8 protein-coding genes are annotated in these 19,180 nt (G+C 63.9%); 2 read left to right on the top strand and 6 right to left on the bottom strand.

Annotation, left to right across the window (positions count from 1 at the left end; genetic code table 11):
* The first annotated feature begins 133 nt into the window (after nt 1–133).
* Nucleotides 134–2,026 (top strand): FAD-dependent oxidoreductase, encoded by a 1,893-nt coding sequence (locus PZH32_RS00455; RefSeq protein WP_275205667.1) that lies wholly within the window; start codon nt 134–136, stop codon nt 2,024–2,026.
* A 175-nt stretch (nt 2,027–2,201) separates the two neighbouring features.
* Here PZH32_RS00455 and PZH32_RS00460 read toward each other — a convergent pair whose 3' ends face one another.
* The 5 genes from PZH32_RS00460 to PZH32_RS00480 form a co-directional block, all read right to left on the bottom strand.
* The gene (locus tag PZH32_RS00460) at nt 2,202–3,632 is read right to left on the bottom strand and encodes a phosphoglucosamine mutase (RefSeq protein ID WP_275205668.1); all 1,431 of its coding nucleotides are present in this window, start codon (nt 3,630–3,632) and stop codon (nt 2,202–2,204) included.
* 103 nt (nt 3,633–3,735) lie between these two features.
* Nucleotides 3,736–4,242, bottom strand: a complete 507-nt coding sequence (locus PZH32_RS00465) for a phosphoribosyl-ATP pyrophosphatase (protein WP_275205669.1) — start codon at nt 4,240–4,242, stop codon at nt 3,736–3,738.
* Nucleotides 4,243–4,421: 179 nt separating this feature from the next.
* Nucleotides 4,422–8,843: a DNA-directed RNA polymerase subunit beta' gene (locus PZH32_RS00470; protein ID WP_275205670.1), complete on the bottom strand. Its 4,422-nt coding sequence runs from the start codon at nt 8,841–8,843 to the stop codon at nt 4,422–4,424.
* A 2-nt stretch (nt 8,844–8,845) separates the two neighbouring features.
* Nucleotides 8,846–12,304, bottom strand: coding sequence for a DNA-directed RNA polymerase subunit beta (locus PZH32_RS00475; protein ID WP_428994015.1), 3,459 nt, complete (start codon nt 12,302–12,304; stop codon nt 8,846–8,848).
* Nucleotides 12,305–13,198: 894 nt separating this feature from the next.
* On the bottom strand, nt 13,199–14,158 hold the full coding sequence (locus tag PZH32_RS00480) for a DUF559 domain-containing protein (RefSeq protein WP_275205672.1): 960 nt from the start codon (nt 14,156–14,158) through the stop codon (nt 13,199–13,201).
* A 1,392-nt stretch (nt 14,159–15,550) separates the two neighbouring features.
* Between PZH32_RS00480 and fusA the strand changes: the two genes are divergently transcribed.
* Nucleotides 15,551–17,635, top strand: a complete 2,085-nt coding sequence (fusA, locus tag PZH32_RS00485; protein WP_275205673.1) for an elongation factor G — start codon at nt 15,551–15,553, stop codon at nt 17,633–17,635.
* A 242-nt stretch (nt 17,636–17,877) separates the two neighbouring features.
* Here fusA and PZH32_RS00490 read toward each other — a convergent pair whose 3' ends face one another.
* Nucleotides 17,878–19,179 (bottom strand): amidohydrolase, encoded by a 1,302-nt coding sequence (locus PZH32_RS00490; RefSeq protein WP_275205674.1) that lies wholly within the window; start codon nt 19,177–19,179, stop codon nt 17,878–17,880.
* Nucleotide 19,180: the final 1 nt, after the last annotated feature.

A 19,180-nucleotide genomic window follows, 5' to 3' on the forward strand; every position in this document is an offset into this window, starting at 1 on the left:
CATTTTGTTGAGAGACTTAAGCTTCCATTTCCCCATCCTGTCGATTGCCCTTTTTCTCCGCGAGTCTCATGCTGCGAACCGTTCCGCAAGGGGCGGAGCACAACGATCATGCAATCAAGGAGGGAATCAGGGTATGACTACGCACGAACAAGACTGCCGCCATCCGGAATCGGGAGGCCTGAACCGTCGCGACTTCCTCAAGGGAGCTGCCTTTACGGGCGCTGCCGCCTTGGCAGCAGGCGCCCTTGGCGCCTGCTCGCCTCAAAGCGACGCCGGCAGTGCCGCGGCCGAGGAATCGCTACCTGGCACGGGCGCGGGATCCGAATGGGGCACCTTCGACGAGAACGGCAAATTCACCCCGTCGTTCCTCGCCGACCCCGAGCCCATCGACGAATCCGCCATCAAAGAGACCTTCGATGCTGAAATCGTCGTCGTAGGCCTGGGCCTCACGGGCCTTTCCGCCGCCCGCGAGGCCATTGAGCAGGGCGCCGACGTGTTTGTCATCGAAAAGGGCGAGACGCACCACGTGCATTCGCACCAGTTCCACGCCATCAATTCCGAGGCGCAGAAGAAAGCGGGTTACGAAATTTCCGATGAGGAAATTGATGCCCTGGTGGACCAGGTTATGAGCGATCACCGCGAGCGCGTAGACCGCCGCATGTGGTCCTACCTGCTTCATCACTGTGGCGAGGACTTCGACTGGTATCTGTCCGCCTGCCCGCACACCATCGTCAACCCCAACGAGACCGTCGGCGAGACCGAGCTGGACGCTTACGCGCTCATCAACAATTGCACTGCCGGTCTGGCGGCCATTGTCGGACGCTATTTCGACGACGTCAGCGAGGAGCGCATGGAGGCCGTGCGCGCCGGCGAACCCTATGTCGTGCCTTTCAACAAGCCGCTCAACCCCAACTGGGACTTCGCCGACGAGCGCTATCCCATGTCGGCAGGTGTGGTGCAGGTAGAGCCCACCCATGCAAAGGTAGGCGATGCGGTGGCCAAGATCATCGAGGAAAACGCACGGGTGAATTACGCTTGCTGGGCCAAGCGTCTTGTGCAAGATGAATCCGGGCGCGTAACCGGCGTGATTTACGCCGATGTCGACGACAACCTGTATCAGGTGAATGCATCCAAGGGCGTCATTTTGGGCACGGGCGATTACGGCGGAAACCAGCAGATGATCCAGTACTACATGCCCCGCGTTCTGGAGGATGGCGAATGGCTCGGCTGGCCCGACACCGACGCGAAGGGCAACGTCACCAATGTCGGCGAGGGCCTGCAGATGGCCCACTGGGTCGGCGCACGCACCGATTACGCCCATGCCTTCCCCAACGATCACTACGGCGGATCTCTGGGCTGCGACCCTCTGCTGTTCGTCGACGGATCCGGCGAGCGCTTCATGAACGAGGATGTCACTGGCGAGATCATCGGCGAGAAGGTAACACGGGTGAACGGACGCTGCATTTGGCAGATTTTCGACGACAACTACCCCGACCAAATTTCCCATATGCCCGTTGGCCATCGCTGCTATTGGCAGGTTGTGGACAACTTCGACGACATTCCCATGGGACTGTTCCTCGATCCCATCGGTATGATCACGCGCAGCGAGGTGGAAGCCATGACGCCCTGCATCTGCAACTCCATCGAGGAGCTGGCCGAGGCCATGGAGGTGCCGGCCGACACGCTGAAGGCCACCATTGACCGCTACAACGAGCTGTGCGACAAGGGCGTCGATGAGGATTTCGGAAAGCGTGCTGACCGCATGAACCCCGTCAAGCAGCCGCCGTTCTATGCGGCCAAGATGCCGACCCTGGGCTATCAGACCTTCTACGGCAGCGTGTGCTGCGACTACAACATGCATGCGGTGGACATGAACAACGAGCCCATTCCTGGCCTGTACGTAGGCGGCACTATCATGGGCAGCCGATTCTGGCACATCTACCCCAACACCACCATGGGCATGAACCATGCCGGGGCCCTGTGCTACGGACGACTGGCTGCCAAGAACGCTGTGGCCGGCATCTAGACACGCCATCCAGGCGCAGAGGCATTCTTCAGCGGCGGAGACCCTCCCCTTCCGCCAAGCGGCCCCGCAGGACAACCTGCGGGGCCGCTTCTTTCTGCTAGTGGTTCGACTCTTTGAGCAGCTGGGGCGATACGTCCTGCCGCATGCCGCCCGTTCGATCTCGGATGCACTGTCCCTACACGTTGGCCTCCACCACGGCGGCGATGGCCTCGGCGTGGGCTTGGGCAGCGGCGGGGTCCACCGCTTCCACCATGACGCGCACCACAGGCTCGGTGCCGCTGGGACGCAGGAGCACGCGGCCGTCGTTGCCCAGAGCTTCTTCGGCCGCGGCTACGGCTGCGGCAACGGCCTCGTTGCCGTCCACGGCGTGCTTGTCCTTCACGCGCACGTTAATGAGCGTCTGAGGAATCTTCTCCATCACCTGAATAGCCTCGTCCACCGGCTTGCCGCTGCGCAGCACGGCTGCCAAGAACTGACAGGCCGTCATGAGACCATCGCCCGTGGAGTTGTGGTCGAGCATGATCATGTGACCCGACTGCTCGCCGCCAATGGAGAAGCCGTGCTCGCGCATGGCCTCCAGCACGTAGCGGTCACCCACCTTGGTCTGCACCACTTCGATGCCCGCGGCCTTCATGGCGCGCACGAAACCGAAGTTGGCCATGACGGTGGATACCACGGTGTTGCCGGCCAGGACCCCGCGCTCCATCATGTCCAGAGCGCATACGGCTTCTACCATGTCGCCATCCACCTCAATGCCCGTGGGGGTCATGAGCATGACGCGATCGGCATCGCCGTCGTGGGCAATGCCCACATCGGCGCCGCTTTCCGCCATAAGCGTGCGCAGCGGCTCAAGGTGGGTAGAGCCGCACTGCACATTAATGTCGCAGCCATTGTAGTCGTCGTTAATGACCAGCACCTCGGCGCCCAGACGACGCAGGGCCTCGGGGCTCGTCAGGCACGAGGCGCCATGGCCCGTGTCCAGGGCAATGCGCAGGCCCTCGAAGGAGATGCCCTGATCTTGGATGGACTTCACCACGTGATCGATGTAGATTTCGCAGCCCTGCTCCAGCGGGATGGCCACACCAAGCGCGCCACCCGAGGGCATGGCAATCTCGGAGGCCACGTAGCCGACCGCCTCGGCCGGCTGGCCCTCCTCGGCCGCTATCTGCGCGGCGGCATCGGCGGCAATGCGGGCGCTTTCCACTTGGCCCTCCAGACCGCCCGCCGCAATGAACGCCTCGATGTTGTCCTCTACCGCATCGGGTAGCTTGTAGCCCTGGGAGTCGAACAGCTTGATGCCGTTGTACTCAGGCGGGTTATGCGAAGCAGAAATGACGGCACCGCCAGCGGCCTTCATCTCGCGCACCAGCAGCGCCACGCCCGGCGTGGGAATGACCCCGGCCAGCAGCGCCGTGCCACCCGCGCTCGTAATGCCGGCCACCAGAGCCGCCTCCAGCATGTCGCCAGACAGGCGCGTGTCGCGTCCCACCACAATGGACTTCCCCAAAAACGTAGCGGCAGCTTGCCCCAATCGGTAGGCCAGTTCGCAGGTCAGCTCCACATTGGCGACGCCGCGAACGCCGTCGGTTCCAAACAGTCGGGCCATAGTTGCATCCTTATCTTTCGTCAGCTTCAGCGGGATAAAACAAGCAATGCCGTCCGCAAAATCCGTGGCCGCACCACGCTCCAGGACGGCGGCATCACAGCAGCTATCTGCCGCGATTGACATGTTCGGGCCGCAGGCGAACCATACCCTCATGAAGAGCAATCTCGTCCTCGGCCATGCGGGCGTTCATTTCAGCCGCCAGCTCGTCCATCGAAATGCCGTAGCGCTCAAGCACCACCATCAGGTGGTACACCACATCAGCTGCCTCGTAGCGCAGATGGTTCACGGCCTCGTCGTACTCCGGCGGAAGCTGCACGGAAAGCTCGTCGGGCTCCACTGGGCGCCCCGCCCCACTTTCGAAGGCAAGGGCCGCCGCCACCGACGAGGTCGCCCAGCTTTCCACGTCCTTGGCCGCCAAGGCCACCTCCCCCGACTCCTCCATCACTTTCTTGAGTACCTTGTCGGGCGACGCGGTAAGCAGTCGATAGGTGTAGCTTTCCTCCCCCGCATTGCGGCGCGCGGTGATGGTGGCCGCCAGCACCTCAAGGGACGTGCCAATTTGGGACGCAGGAGCCTCCTCGCCCTCGGGCACATAGATTTTCTTGGTCATGAAGTTCGCTTTCGCTCTGCGTTGACGTTGCGCCCTAGTTTACCGCATTCTGCCCCGTTCCCCTGCGGCGCGCCCGTTTCCCCAGAGCTTCCCCAGGCACGAAAAAGGGGCGGTCCTCGGACCGCCCCTTTCTGGGTGACGCATCAGGTTGCCCATCCCAAAGAACGGGCGGAACAGCCTTATTCCTCGCCGTCCTCCATGGCCGCGTTGCTGGCAGCCTCGTCCTCGGCGCTGGTCACGCCGAAGCCCAGACCACCCAGCGAGCCCACGGAACCCAGCAGAGCGTCGAGCTCTTCCAGGTTGCGCTGGTAGGAGCGCGGCGGCAGAGCCTCGCCGAGCATCTCCTCGCCGTCGGTGTTGAACGTCGCCGGCTCATCGCCGCCGATGAGGATGGTGTCGTCGGGCGAGAACACCATGTCGAGCAGCTGGCTCATGTCGTCCGAAGAGGCAGCCAGGTCGTCCTCGATCACATGCATGAGATCGCGGGCCTCCAGGCCTTCCTTCAGCTCCTCGATGGCCTTCACGCCGATGCCCTCGATGCGCAGCAGGTCTTCCTCGGTGTGACCGAGCAGGTCGGCCACGGTCTCGATACCCGCCTCGGAGAACTTGTTCGCCCAACGCTGGGACACGCCCAGATCGTCGTAAATGTACAGGCGAGCATCCTCGTCGGACAGGTTATGACCGCGGTGGCCGGACAGAGCACTGTAGTAGCCGCCGAAGGAGCCCGTGGAGTTGAAGTAGCCGTCGGTATCGAGCGACCAATCCTGGGGCTGCGGCAGCAGCTCCTCGATCTCGCGCAGGGCATCCGGTGCGAAGTCGGGCAGCGAATCGCCGTTGACGCGCTCCACCGGACGGCCCTTGTAGGTCAGGCGCACGTCGCGGTAGCGCTTGAGGCCGGTACCCGCCGGGATGGGCTTGCCGATGATGACGTTCTCCTTGAGGCCGGCCAGGTAATCGGTCTTGCCCTCGATGGCGGCGTCGGTCAGCACCTTGGTGGTCTCCTGGAACGACGCGGCGGACAGCCACGAATCCGTTGCCAGCGAGGCCTTGGTGATGCCGAGCAGCAGCGGCTGGCCCACCGGGGGCTCCTTACCCTCGGCGATCAGCTCGTTGGCCACCTTCTCGAACTCAAAGCGATTCACCTGACGACCCGGCAGGAAGTCGGAGTCGCCGGCGTCGATGACGGCCACCTTGCGCAGCATCTGGCGCGCGATAACCTCGATGTGCTTGTCATTGATGTCCACGCCCTGGGACACGTACACGTCCTGGACCTGGCCCACGATGTAGCGCAGCGTGGTGTTGGGGTCGGTCAGACGCAGCAGGTCGTGGGGGTTCACCGAACCCTTGGTGAGCTGCTGGCCCACGCGCACCTCGCACCCGTCGTAGATGCCCGGCAGCAGCTGGGCGCGGGCGCTGACCACGTACTCGCGGTAGTTGCCCTCCTGGTCGTGGATGGTGATGGTCTTGGACATCTTGTCGCCCGTCACCTGCATGACGCCGGAGATCTCCGCCAGCACCGCCTGGCCCTTGGGCTTGCGGGCCTCAAACAGCTCCTGAACACGAGGCAGACCGTGGGTAATGTCCTCGCCGGCAACGCCGCCGGTGTGGAACGTACGCATGGTCAGCTGGGTGCCGGGCTCGCCAATGGACTGGGCGGCGATGATGCCCACGGCCGTGCCGATGTTCACCGGACGGGCCGTGGCCAGATCCCAGCCGTAGCACTTCTGGCAGACGCCGTGCTCGGCATGGCAGGTCATGATGGTGCGGATAACCACCTGCTCGATGCCGGCGGCATCGATCTGACGCAGCTGGGCCATGGAGTGCAGGTAGGTGCCCGCATCGGCCAGAATCTCGCCGGTCTCGGGATCCACCACGTCCTCCAGAAGGCAGCGACCGATGAGGTTCTCGTCCACCTCGTTCTTCTCGTTGCGCACGTGGTAGGGCACGCCCTCGGTGGTGCCGCAGTCGATCTCGCGGATGATAACGTCCTGGGCCACGTCCACCAGACGACGGGTCAGGTAACCGGAGTCGGCAGTACGCAGAGCCGTGTCGGCCAGACCCTTACGAGCGCCGTGGGTGGAGATGAAGTACTCCAGTACGGACAGGCCCTCGCGGAAGTTAGCCTTAATAGGACGGTCGATGATCTCGCCCTTCGGGTCGGACATCAGGCCGCGCATACCGGCCAGCTGACGAATCTGCTTGATGTTGCCTCGAGCACCGGAGAAGGCCATCATGTAGATGGGGTTGAACTTGTCGAAGTTCTCGGCCATGGCCTCGCCGACCTCTTCGTTGGCGTCGTTCCAGATGTCGACGACCTGCTTGTGACGCTCCTCGTTGGACATAAGGCCCATCTCGTAGTCGTCATCGATGGCAGCCACGCGCTCGTCGGCCTGGGCCAGAATGGCCGGCTTGGAGGGCGGGATGGTGGCGTCGTACACCGAAACGGTAACGCCGGCGCGGGTAGCGTAGTGGAAGCCAGCGTCCTTCAGACCGTCCAGGATGGGCGGCACTTCGGACAGCTCGTAGGTGTTGGTAACGTCCTCCACCAGGCGGCTGATCTCCTTCTTGTTCATCTCATAGTTCAAGAAGGGGTAGTCGTCGGGCAGCACGTCGTTGAAGATGATGCGGCCCACCGAGGTCTCGATGCGCTCGCCGGCCTTGTGATCCTCGAACTCGCCGAAGGCGGTGGCCACCTTCATGTCGCGCGGCAGACGCACCTGGATCTTGGCCTGCAGGTCCAGATCGGCGCGGGCGTCGTAGGCGTTCTGAGCGTCTTCCGGATCGACGAACACGCGGCCCTCGCCCGGGAAGCCGTCGCGCACGGCCGTCAGGTAGTACAGGCCGATGATCATGTCCTGGGTAGGCACGGTCAGCGGGTGGCCATGGGCGGGAGACTTGATGTTGTTGGAGGACAGCATGAGCACGCGGGCCTCGGCCTGAGCCTCGGCGCCCAGGGGCACGTGCACAGCCATCTGGTCGCCGTCGAAGTCGGCGTTGAAGGCGGTGCAGACCAGCGGGTGCAGCTTGATGGCCTTGCCCTCGACCAGCACCGGCTCGAAGGCCTGGATGCCCAGACGGTGCAGGGTTGGGGCGCGGTTCAGCAGCACGGGATGCTCGGCGATGACCTCTTCCAGCACGTCCCACACGTAGCTGGCGCCACGGTCCACGGCGCGCTTGGCGGCCTTGATGTTGGCAGCGTACTCGAGCTCTACCAGGCGCTTCATAACGAAGGGCTTGAACAGCTCCAGAGCCATCTGGGAGGGCAGACCGCACTGGTGCAGCTTCAGCTGCGGGCCCACGACGATTACCGAACGGCCGGAGTAGTCAACGCGCTTGCCCAGCAGGTTCTGACGGAAGCGGCCCTGCTTGCCCTTGAGCATGTCGGAGATGGACTTCAGCGGACGGTTGCCCGGGCCCGTGACGGGACGGCCGCGACGGCCGTTGTCGAACAGGGAGTCCACCGCCTCCTGCAGCATGCGCTTCTCGTTGTTGATGATGATTTCCGGAGCGCCCAGGTCCAGCAGGCGCTTCAGGCGGTTGTTGCGGTTGATGACGCGACGGTACAGATCATTCAGGTCCGACGTGGCGAAGCGACCGCCGTCCAGCTGCACCATGGGGCGCAGGTCGGGCGGGATAACCGGGATGACGTCGAGAATCATGCCGGAAGGCTTGTTGTCGGACTTCAGGAAGGCGTCGACCACCTTCAGGCGCTTCACGGCCTTGGCGCGCTTCTGGCCCTTGCCCGTGGCAATGACCTCGCGCAGCTCCTCGGACGTGGCCTCCAGGTCGATGGCGTCCAGCAGGTCGCGCACCGACTCGGCGCCCATGCCGCCGGTGAAGTAGTCGCGGTAGTTGGCGCGCATCTCGCGGTACAGGGCCTCGTCGGGCACCAGCTGCTTCGGCTCGATCTTCAGGAAGGCGTCGAAGGCGTCCTGGCGCAGGGCCTTGCGCTCGTTGAACTCCTCGTAGATGTCGGCGATTTCCTCGTCCACTTCTTCGGGGGTCAGACGCTCGTCGTCGTCCAGGTCGTCCACGAAGTCGTCCTCTTCCGGCACGTAGTCGGTGGACAGCTTGCGGGTGGCCTCGATGAGACGGTCGCGCTCGGCGTCCAGCTCTTCCAGGTCGGCGGCCAGCTCGTCGCGCAGATCGTCGATATCCTCCTCGCGGGCCTCCTTGTCCACCGAGGTGATGATGGAGCTGGCGAAGTACAGGACCTTCTCAAGCTCCTTCGGCGGAATATCCAGCAGATAGCCCAGGCGAGAGGGCGAACCCTTGAAGTACCAGATGTGAGACACGGGCGCGGCCAGCTCGATGTGGCCCATGCGCTCGCGGCGCACCTTGGAGCGCGTGACCTCAACGCCGCAGCGCTCGCAGACAATGCCCTTGAAGCGCACACGCTTGTACTTGCCGCAGGCGCACTCCCAGTCCTTGGTGGGACCGAAGATCTTCTCGCAGTACAGGCCGTCCTTCTCGGGCTTCAGGGTACGGTAGTTGATGGTCTCGGGCTTCTTTACCTCGCCACGGGACCAACCGCGCACGTCTTCGGCGGAAGCGAGCGAAATGCGCAGGGCATCGAAGTTATTGACGTCGAATTCCGTCATGCTTAGGCCTCCTCTCCGCCACCGATGAGATCGGTGTTCAGGTCGGACTCAAGACCGCTCATCAGATCGCCCAGCTCGGCGGCAATGGCGTCGATGGCGTTGGCCTCTTCGTCTTCGGTCTTCTTGGCATCCGCGGCCAGGGCGGCGTACAGCGCCTGGTCCACGTCGATATCGTCGTGCTCATCCTCGCTGATGGGCTGCATATCGTGGCCCTCCAGCTCGATGTTCAGGCACAGCGACTTCATTTCCTTCACCAGAACCTTGAAGGACTCGGGCACCTCGGGGGCGGGGATGTTCTCGCCCTTCACGATGGCCTCGTAGCTCTTCACGCGGCCCGAAGTGTCGTCGGACTTCACCGTGAGGATCTCCTGCAGCACGTTGGAGGCACCGTAGGCGTACAGGGCCCACACCTCCATCTCGCCGAAGCGCTGGCCGCCGAACTGAGCCTTGCCGCCCAGCGGCTGCTGGGTGATGAGGCTGTAGGGGCCGGTCGAGCGGGCGTGGATCTTGTCGTCCACCATGTGACCCAGCTTCAGGATGTAGGTCTGGCCGACGGTGATGGGCTCGCGGAACTTCTCGCCGGTGCGGCCATCGTACAGCCACGTCTTACCGGTGGGAGTGAGCTGGGGCACCAGCTCGTCGCGGGCCATGTCGCCGTACTTGGCATGGTTGATGTTGATGAGGTTGCGGTTGGCCTTCACGATGGCGTCGGAGATTTCCTCCTCAGTGGCGCCGTCGAACACGGGCGTGGCCACGTGAATGGGGCCCTCAACGACCTCGGTGGTGTCCTCGGCGTCGGACCAGCCCCACTTCGCGGCCCAGCCCAGGTGGTTCTCAAGCAGCTGACCCACGTTCATACGGGAAGGCACGCCCAGGGGGTTCAGGATAACGTCGATGGGAGTACCGTCGGCCAGGTAGGGCATGTCCTCCACGGGCAGCACGCGGGAGATAACACCCTTGTTGCCGTGACGACCGGACAGCTTGTCGCCCTGCTGGACCTTACGCTTCTGAGCCACGTAGATGCGCACAAGCTCGTTCACGCCGGGGGCCAGATCGTCGCCGTTCTCGCGGGACGTGCGGTAGATGCCGATGACGCGGCCGCCGGAGCCGTGGGGCACCTTCAGCGACGTATCGCGCACCTCGCGGGCCTTCTCGCCGAAGATGGCGCGCAGCAGGCGTTCCTCGGCGGTGAGCTCGGTCTCGCCCTTCGGGGTGACCTTGCCCACCAGCACGTCGCCCGGGAACACCTCGGCGCCCACGCGAATGATGCCGTCGGCGTCCAGGTCGGAGATCATGTCCTCGGAGATGTTCGGAATCTCGCGGGTGATCTCCTCGGGGCCGAGCTTCGTATCGCGAGCGTCAACCTCGTACTCGGAGATGTGGATGGAGGTAAGCAGGTCCTCGGCCACCACGCGCTCGGACACGATGATAGCGTCCTCGTAGTTGTAGCCTTCCCAAGGCATGTAGGCGATCATGAGGTTCTGACCCAGGGCCAGCTCGCCGCCGTCGCAGGAGGGGCCGTCGGCCAGCACGTCGCCGGGCTGCACCTCGTCGCCCTTGCGAACGATGGGGCGGTGGTTGATGCAACCGGACTGGTTGGAGCGCTGGAACTTCGGAATGAGGTACTCGTCGTACTCGCCGTCATCGTTCAGGATGATGATGGTCTGGCCGTCCACGTAGTCCACCACGCCGGGGCGCTGAGCCACGAGGATCTCGCCGGAGTCGACGGCAATGCGGTGCTCGATGCCGGTACCCACCAGCGGCGCCGAGGGGCGCAGCAGCGGCACGGCCTGACGCTGCATGTTCGAACCCATGAGGGCGCGGTTGGCGTCGTCGTGCTCGAGGAACGGAATGAGCGAGGTAGCCACCGAGGTCATCTGGCGCGGGGACACGTCCATGTAGTCCACCTGCTCGGGCGGCACGTCCATGGCCTCGCCGAACACGCCGTTGGTGTCGGTGGTACGGGCCAGAACGCGGGTGGACTTGTGGAACACGCCGTCCTCGTCGGTGTAGCCGAACTCGCGGGTTTCCAGGTCGAACAAGTCGTTGGCCTGGGCGATGGTGAAGTTCTCCTCCTCATCGGCGGTCAGGTAGTCGATGTCGTCGGTGACCTTGCCGTCCACCACGCGGCGGTAGGGCGTCTCGATGAAGCCGTAGGGGTTGATGCGGCCATAGGCAGCCAGCGAGCCGATCAGGCCGATGTTCGGGCCTTCAGGCGTCTCGATGGGGCACATGCGGCCGTAGTGCGAGGTGTGAACGTCGCGCACCTCGAAGCCGGCGCGCTCGCGGGACAGACCGCCCGGGCCCAGAGCCGACAGACGGCGCTTGTGGGTAATGCCGGCGGCGGGGTTCGTCTGGTCCATGAACTGGGACAGCTGCGAGGAGCCGAAGAATTCCTTGATGGCGGCCACGATGGGGCGGATGTTCACCAGGGACTGCGGCGTGATCTCGTCGGGCTCCTGCATGGACATGCGCTCGCGCACCACGCGCTCCATACGGGACAGGCCGATGCGGAACTGGTTCTGGATCAGCTCGCCCACGGAGCGGATGCGGCGGTTGCCGAAGTGGTCGATGTCGTCGGTGGCAAAGCCCTCGTCGCCGTTGTGCAGGCCGATGATGTAGCGCATGGTGCGGACGATGTCCTCATCGGTCAGCGTGGAGGAGTCGTTCTCCTCGGGCGTGAAGCCCAGCTTCTTGTCCATCTTGTAGCGGCCGACCTTCGCCAGGTCATAGCGCTGCGGGTTGAAGAACAGACCCTCAAGCAGCGTACGGGCCGAGTCGATGGTGGGCGGCTCGCCAGGACGGAAGCGCTTGTACAGCTCGATAAGCGACTCTTCCTTCGTGGTGGCCGGGTCACGATCCAGCGTGCGCAGCACCATCTCGGAGGAACCGAGCAGCTCGATGATCTCCTCGCGGGTTTCCGCCAGGCCCAGAGCGCGCACCAGCAGGGTGGCCGGCTGCTTGCGCTTGCGGTCGATGCGCACGGAGAGCAGATCGCGCTTGTCGGTCTCGAACTCGAGCCACGCACCGCGGGAGGGGATGACCTTCGCGTTGTAGATGGTCTTGTCGGAGGTTTTGTCGCGCTCGGAGGCGAAGTACACGCCCGGCGAACGAACCAGCTGGGAAACCACGACGCGCTCGGTGCCGTTGATGATGAAGGTGCCGCGCGGGGTCATGAGCGGGAAGTCGCCCATGAACACCTCCTGCTCCTTGATCTCGCCGGTCTCGCGGTTGATGAAGCGGATCTCGACAAAGAGCGGCGCCTGATAGGAGACGTCCTTCTCCTTGCACTCGTCCACGGTGTACTTGGGCTCGCCAAAATGATGCTTGCCGAACTCGACGCACATGTCGCCGGTGTTGTTCTCAATGGGGCACACATCGGCGAACGCCTGGGCCAGGCCCTCGTTCTTGAACCAGTCGAAGCTTTCCGTCTGGATGGCGATCAGATTGGGGACGTCCATAACGTCCGGAATCTTCGCGAAGCTTCGGCGATCCCTGTAAAGGCTGGTGGGAGCGGATTTCTTATCCTTTGCCACGAGGCTGTTCCTCCTTCACATCCATCGCAAAATTGAAAAATGCGTAACGGGTCGATACGATACTAAGGCTGACTAGCTGTGTCAAGAAAAATTTTCACCAGCTATGGAAGTTTTTTGGAAAATGCCCGCGTAGGCGGGGTACCGAGGTGAGGCGCCGCGGGTGCGAGGAGAGCCGTGGGGCTGCGGGCGCGTACCGGGCGCGAGGGGGGGGCGGGCCCGGGCGGCTCCAGGCGCAAGCACAAGAGGCGGGCGGCCCGGAACGCAGGCGCGAGGGCAGCAGCAGCGGGGGGCTCCAGGCGCAAGGGCGGCTCCGGGTGCGGGCTTGAGGCGCCCTCGCCCCAAGCCCGAGGCGAGATGGGGACGCGGGGCCAGGAGGGGCAGCCGGCCAACCCAAGTTCCCAAAACGGGGGGTTTGGTTCCCCGTGCTCTGCAGACTGCAAAAACTGACCTGGGCTTTTGCGGGACATGGGTACCAAAGTGACCAATTGTGCCACCAGCGAAGGGACCAAACCGCCCGGTTCTGGAACCTTACCCTCACCCCCATGGCTCAATGGGTACCAAACCGCCTGGTTCTGGAACCGTGCCCCATCCCCCCACAGTCTGCCGGGTACCAGACCACTCTTTTCTGGAACTTCGCCCTCACCCCCATGGCTCGCTGGGTACCAAAGCATCCAGCTCTGGAGCTTTGCCCCACCTTCATGGCTCGTCGGGTACCAAAGCGTCTGATTTCGCAACCTCGCTTCCGCCCCATTAAGCCTCCGAACACCAAAGCGTCTGCCTTGGGCGTCCACCTCCCCCTCATCAGCACCCCAAAGCACCTCACTGCCATTGGCTGCTGGCGCCGAGGCCGGCAATTCGCCAAAGCTCGGCTTGCTGCGAACGAAACCGTTGGGCGCGAATCCGCAAAGGTCGCTTGAGCGCCCGAGACAGCACGACAGCCACCTTGTCCATTTCGCCCCGCACATTGAGCTGCATGCGTGTTACGCCAATCACCCGATAGCCTAAGGACTCGAGCACGCCGCGACGCACCGTATCATGATGATGGCGCTCAGAAGTCAGGTGGAACGCATCACTGTCGTACTCAAGGACGACGCGCTGCTCCTCCCAGAGAAAGTCGGCCACATAATAGGCAGTGTCGGCAAGACCTTGGGCCTTGCGGGGAAGGTCGATGCGCGCATTCAACTTCGGTTTGGGAAATCCGTAGCCGCCATAACGAGGCGGAAGAGCGAGAATGGCAGCCAGGGCCGCTTCACGCGGGGATGCGGCACCCGACACCATCCAGGGAAGCGCCTCACGTGCAAGACGACAGCCAGGGACATCCCGATGGAGCCGCGTTGCACGCTCCAAGGCTGACGGGTCGGTAAGAGGAATGCGCTCCACCAGGCAATCTTGCTCATCGAGGGCATAGCACGAGCACAGCGCCATGCCCCGCAACACCATATCGGGCAGCGTCCGTCCGCGACCGTACTGGGCCAAGGCCAAACCGGGAGATGGCACGAAGAGACCTTCAGCCACTCGACCAAAGGAGGCATCTCGCACCGAAGTCGGAGCCACGTGGCAACGCGCCACTTTTTGCCGCCGTTCGTGCTCGGCGAAAACACTGACATGAAGAGGCACGGCAAGGGACGGTACCGCGCGAAGGGCGTAACGCACCATCGCAGCCGTGGGCGCAAAATCGGCGGCGGCAAGATCCGGCCCTGAAACGGAAACGCGGGGCAACGATCGACAATGATCGTAGTAGATCAGAGCCGATGACCCAAACAGAAGAAGCTTGCTCATAGAGCCTCCTTTCTAGGGGATCATTGCGTGAGACCCACATGGCGCTCGAGGAGAAACGTTGCCGAGCTCCTGGCCCGTACCGCTTTCCGAGAGGTCGTGCCCTGAGGGGCTTAACGATGCTGCGCGGCAAAGCCCGCCGCAATCCCCGCCTCCAGAGAAGGGCTGGAACCTCCAACGGGGCACGGAACCTCCAGGGAGGCGCGAAGCCTCCAGAGGGGGGATCTTTCGGGGGCGCTGCGGCACCTCCAGGGGAGGGTTGCGGAATCTCCTGGGAAGAGCGGCCAGGCCTCCAGAGGAGGTGCGGAGTCTCCAGGGAAGTACCGGGACCTCACGATGCTGGGCAGCAAAGCGCACCATCACCGCTGCCTATTCGGGGAGAAGTCGCACTAGATTCCAAAACCAACCGCTTTGGTCTCCCCGCGACGGCAATCGAACTCGTGCGACCTGGGATTTCTCAAACAGAGGGAACCGAAGTGGACAGTTTTGCCTACGCGAAAGGAACCAAAGTGACGCATTCTGGAACTTACGCCACCCGGCAGCGGAAATGCAGACTATCAGTGGTCAATCGCAGAACGATTTCCATCAATGGGGCCCGAGAGCCGGTAGGCTGCCAACTATCAGGCGCTTTCCTGCCACCCCGAAACGATCGGTGGCCCATTGACTAGCATCTTCCGTCGCTGGAGATTAGTGAAAGGCTTGCTGACGAGCAAGAGTTCGCGGCCCATGGGACGTGAAGTCCCCTCGCTGCGGTAGGCCAGCGGGAGGCGAGAACCCCCCTCTCACTGCCGTAAGAGGCCTGGGACTTGAAGGACCCTCGTCGCCTCGGGCATGGTCGTCAAAAGCTGGGGGAGAAATTCGGCAATGGGAGCTGTAGCTCCTTGCGGCTCTGCTAATATGGCGTCAGAGGAAAATACCGTTCGCCGCCGAAAAGATGCCGCTCGCTGTCGCTGTGTCAACAAGCGGCCCATGGGAGGGTGAGGAGCAACTCGTCTTTTGCAGAGGCAGTCGGGCGCTCGATGCCCCAGCCACGGACAGCCGAGCGCCGCACCCTGGCGCACCTGGCCTTGGGACACCCCGGTTCCCCGCCAGCCGTGGGCAAGCAAGCTCGTGCCAGCTGGCCTTCCGCCAATCGCAGGCACCTGCGGGAGACGTCTCAGGTCAGCAGATGTCGGCTCCGGCTCGCGGACCTTAGGCCTTCCGCCAATCGCAGGCACCTGCAGGAGACGCCTGCCACGCGAGCGCCCGAGAGTCTTCGGGCACTGACATCCGCCTGGCACCCTCGGCCGGCAGGCGCCATCTTCGGCTCGGGCGAACGGGTACTCGGTACATCCTCGGGAATGCGGCGCGCAGAGGGCGCGCGCGTCCCGCTATAAGGAAGGTAGGTGGTCGCCCATGGCAGCTCCGGCTCCCGAACACGTCAGAAACATCGTCCTGGTGGGACAGGATGGCGCCGGCAAAACCTCACTGGCCGAGGCCATGCTCTTCGTTTCTGGCAAGACCCCGCGCATGGGCACCACCCATGACGGCAAGTCGTACCTGGACTACGATCCCGAGGAGATCAAGCGCAAGTTCACCATCTCCACCTCCATTGCGCCCATCCCCTACAAGGACTACAAGATCAACGTGCTGGACACCTCGGGCCATCCCGATTTCATCGGCGACACGCTGGCCACCATGCAGGCCGCCGAAATGGCGCTGTTCGTGGTGGACGCCGTCGACGGCCCGGGCGTCATGACCACGAAGCTGTGGCGCGAAGCCGAGGACATGCGCCTGTCCCGCGCCGTGTACATCAACCACATCGACCGTGAGGGCGCGAACTTCGACGCCGCCATGGCGCTGTTGCACGCTCGCTTCGGCGGCCGCCTGGGCCCGGTCACCATCCCCATCGGCCAGGGCCCCGACTTCAAGGGCGTCATCGACATCATCCGCATGAAGGCTCGCTACTTCGACGCCGACGGCACCGCCGAGCGCGTGGAAGACGTGGACACCCTGGACGCGAAATACCAGGAAGAGGCCCGCAACGCCCGCGACAAGCTGTGCGACTTGGTGGCCGAGGCCGACGACGAGCTGATGATGAAGTACCTGGACGGCGAAGAGCAGCTGACCCAGGAGGAGCTGGAAAACCTGCTGGACAAGGCCATCGCCCAGGAGCTGGTCATCCCCGTGTTCGTGGGCTCCACCATCATCAAGCAGGGCATCCAGGGCCTCATGGAGGACATCTGCACCTACTTCCCGCACCCGCGCAGCCACGGCCGCTTCCAGATGGCCGACGACGTCACTGTGCGCATCGACGAGACCAAGCCGCCCTGCGCCTTCGCCTTCAAGACCATCTCGGACCCGTTCGTCGGGCGCCTTACCTTCCTGAAGGTTATCTCCGGCTACCTGGAGCCCGGCCTGGAGCTGGTGTGCGGCCGCACGGGCAAGAAAGAGCGCCTGGGCAAGATCCAGGTGATGATGGGCAAGGAGCCCATGGACGTGAAGAGCGCGAAGGCCGGCGACATTGTGGTCGTGCCGAAGCTGACCGACGTGCGCGCCGGCGACACCCTGTCCTGCGAGGGCACCATCGCCATCGAGCCGCTGCCCCTGCCCGAGCCGCTGTACCCCGTGGCCATCGAGGCGGTCTCGAAGAAGGAAGAGGACAAGCTGGGCACCTTCCTGGCCCGCGCCGCCGAAGCCGATCCCACGCTGCGCATCACGCGCGACGAGGACACCCACCAGACCATCATCCACGCCATGGGCGAGACCCAGGTGGACATGCTGCTGGCGCGCCTGAAGGAGCAGTCGGGCGTGGAGGCGAAGCTGGTGCCCGTGCGCATCCCCTACCGCGAGACCATTACGAAGTCGGCCGAGGCCCAGGGACGCCACAAGAAGCAGACCGGCGGTGCCGGCCAGTTCGGCGACTGCTGGCTGCGCGTGGCCCCCATCCCCGGCGAAGGCTACGAGTTCGTGGACGAGATCAAGGGCGGCGCCATTCCGGGCGGCCTCATTCCCGCCGTGGACAAGGGCGTGCGCGAGGCCATGGAAGAGGGCTTCTTGGCCGGCTACCCCATGGTGGACATCAAGTGCACCGTATTCGACGGCTCCTACCATTCCGTGGATTCCAACGAAATGGCCTTCAAGACGGCGGCCCGCATCGGCTTCCGCGCCTGCTGCGCCCAGGCCGATCCCATCATCCTGGAGCCCTGGGCCACGCTGGAGGTAACGGTGGGCGAAGAGTACGCCGGCACCATCATGGGCGATATCTCCACGCGCCGCGGCCGCATTGTGGGCACCGACGCGGGCTTCGCCGCCGGCGAGACCATCATCAAGATGCGCGCTCCCTACGCCGAGGTGATCAACTACACGAAGGACCTGCGCTCCATGACCCGCGGCTCCGGCTCCTACACCCTGGAGCTCGAAGGCTACGAGCAGGCGCCCCACGACGTAACGAAGAAGCTGGTGGAGGTCTACGAGGCCGCTCGCGCCGCCGGCAACTAGCGGCTGCCACCAAGAGCGCCGGACGCCAAGTAGCAAAGGCCGGAGGGCACCCGCCCTCCGGCCTTTTCGTTGGCTGCAACAGGGTTTTTAACTTGCCAGCTGCAGACGGGAAGAGCCCTGTGGATAGCCGGGGCATTCTGAGAGCAAAACTTTACCCACTACCCCTCGCTTTAACCGACAACGACACCACCTTTAGCGCAGCGCCGCCCTGCACGTGGCAGAAATTTTGCCTCCTGCTACTCCTACAGCTCGCTGATAATGCGGGCCGTACGCGCGGCGCACTGGGCCTTGGCCTCTTCCACGTCGATGGTGGGCCAGGCGCCGTCGCGGTAGATCACGCGCCCGTCGCACAGGGTCAGCACCACGTCGCTGCCGCTGCCGGCGTACACCACGTTGTACACCGGATCGGGCGCGGGGCACCACGAGGGGCCCGTAATGTCCAGCACGCACAGATCGGCCCGCATGCCCTCGGCCACCACACCGCAATCCTGGCGCCCCTGGGACAAGGCCCCTACGCGGGTGGCCGCGGCCAGCGCCTGCTGGGGCGTGACGGCCGTGGGATCAAGGCTGGCCCCCTTGTAGATGAGTGCCTGCAGGTACATATCGTGGAACAAGTTGTGGTTGTTGTTCGAGGCCATGCCATCGGAGCCCAGGCACACGGGAATGCCCCGGCGCAGCATCTCGGGAATAGGCGCGAACCCGCTGCCCAGCTTCATGTTGGACGCAGGATTGTTGGCCACGAACACCCCGTGGGCCTGCAGGATATCCAAGTCGTCCTCGTCGACCCACACGCAATGGGCCGCCGTCACCGGCAAATCGAACAAGCCCAGCTCCTCGAAATACTGCATCGGCGAGAGGCCACCGTGGCGCTCGCGGCACTCGGCCACTTCCTTCTGGGTTTCCGACAGGTGGATGTGAAGGCGCAAGTCGGTTCCACGCACGATATCCACGATGTCGCGGCACACGCGCTCGGTGGACAAGTACTCGGAGTGAATGTTGTAGTCGATGCGAATGCGGCCCTCCCCCGCTCCGTGCCAGTCACGTACCAGCGCCTCCATTTGCGCGGCAATGGGATAGTCGACATAGGGCTTGTCCTCGAAGGCCACCAAGCCCTCGCACATATTGGCCTTCATGCCCGCCTCAAGCACCGCCTGGCAGCGCTTTTCCGTGGCATAGTACATGTCCGAAAAGCTGACCACCCCGAAGCGGGCCATTTCCGCGCAGGCCAGCACGGTGCCCCAATAGCAATCGTCAGCCGTCATTTTGTCCTCGAAGGGGAAGCACTTCTCCTCGAGCCAGCGCTGCAGCGGCAGGTTCTCGGCGTAGCCGCGCAGAAGGGTCATGGGTGCATGGGCGTGGGCGTTGTAGAGCGCCGGCATGAGCAGCTTGCCCGCACCGTTATAGGTTTCGCCGAAGGATGCCGCCTCATCGGGCGCAGGCGGCACGCTGCCCACATAGACCACCCGGCCCTCGCGCACGCCTACCCAGCGATGGGGCTGCACCTCGAAGTTCTCGTCGAGAAGAGTAATGTCGGCGAACAGCATA

The sequence above is a fragment of the Adlercreutzia equolifaciens genome (assembly GCF_029076695.1).
Lineage (GTDB): Bacteria > Actinomycetota > Coriobacteriia > Coriobacteriales > Eggerthellaceae > Adlercreutzia > Adlercreutzia equolifaciens_A.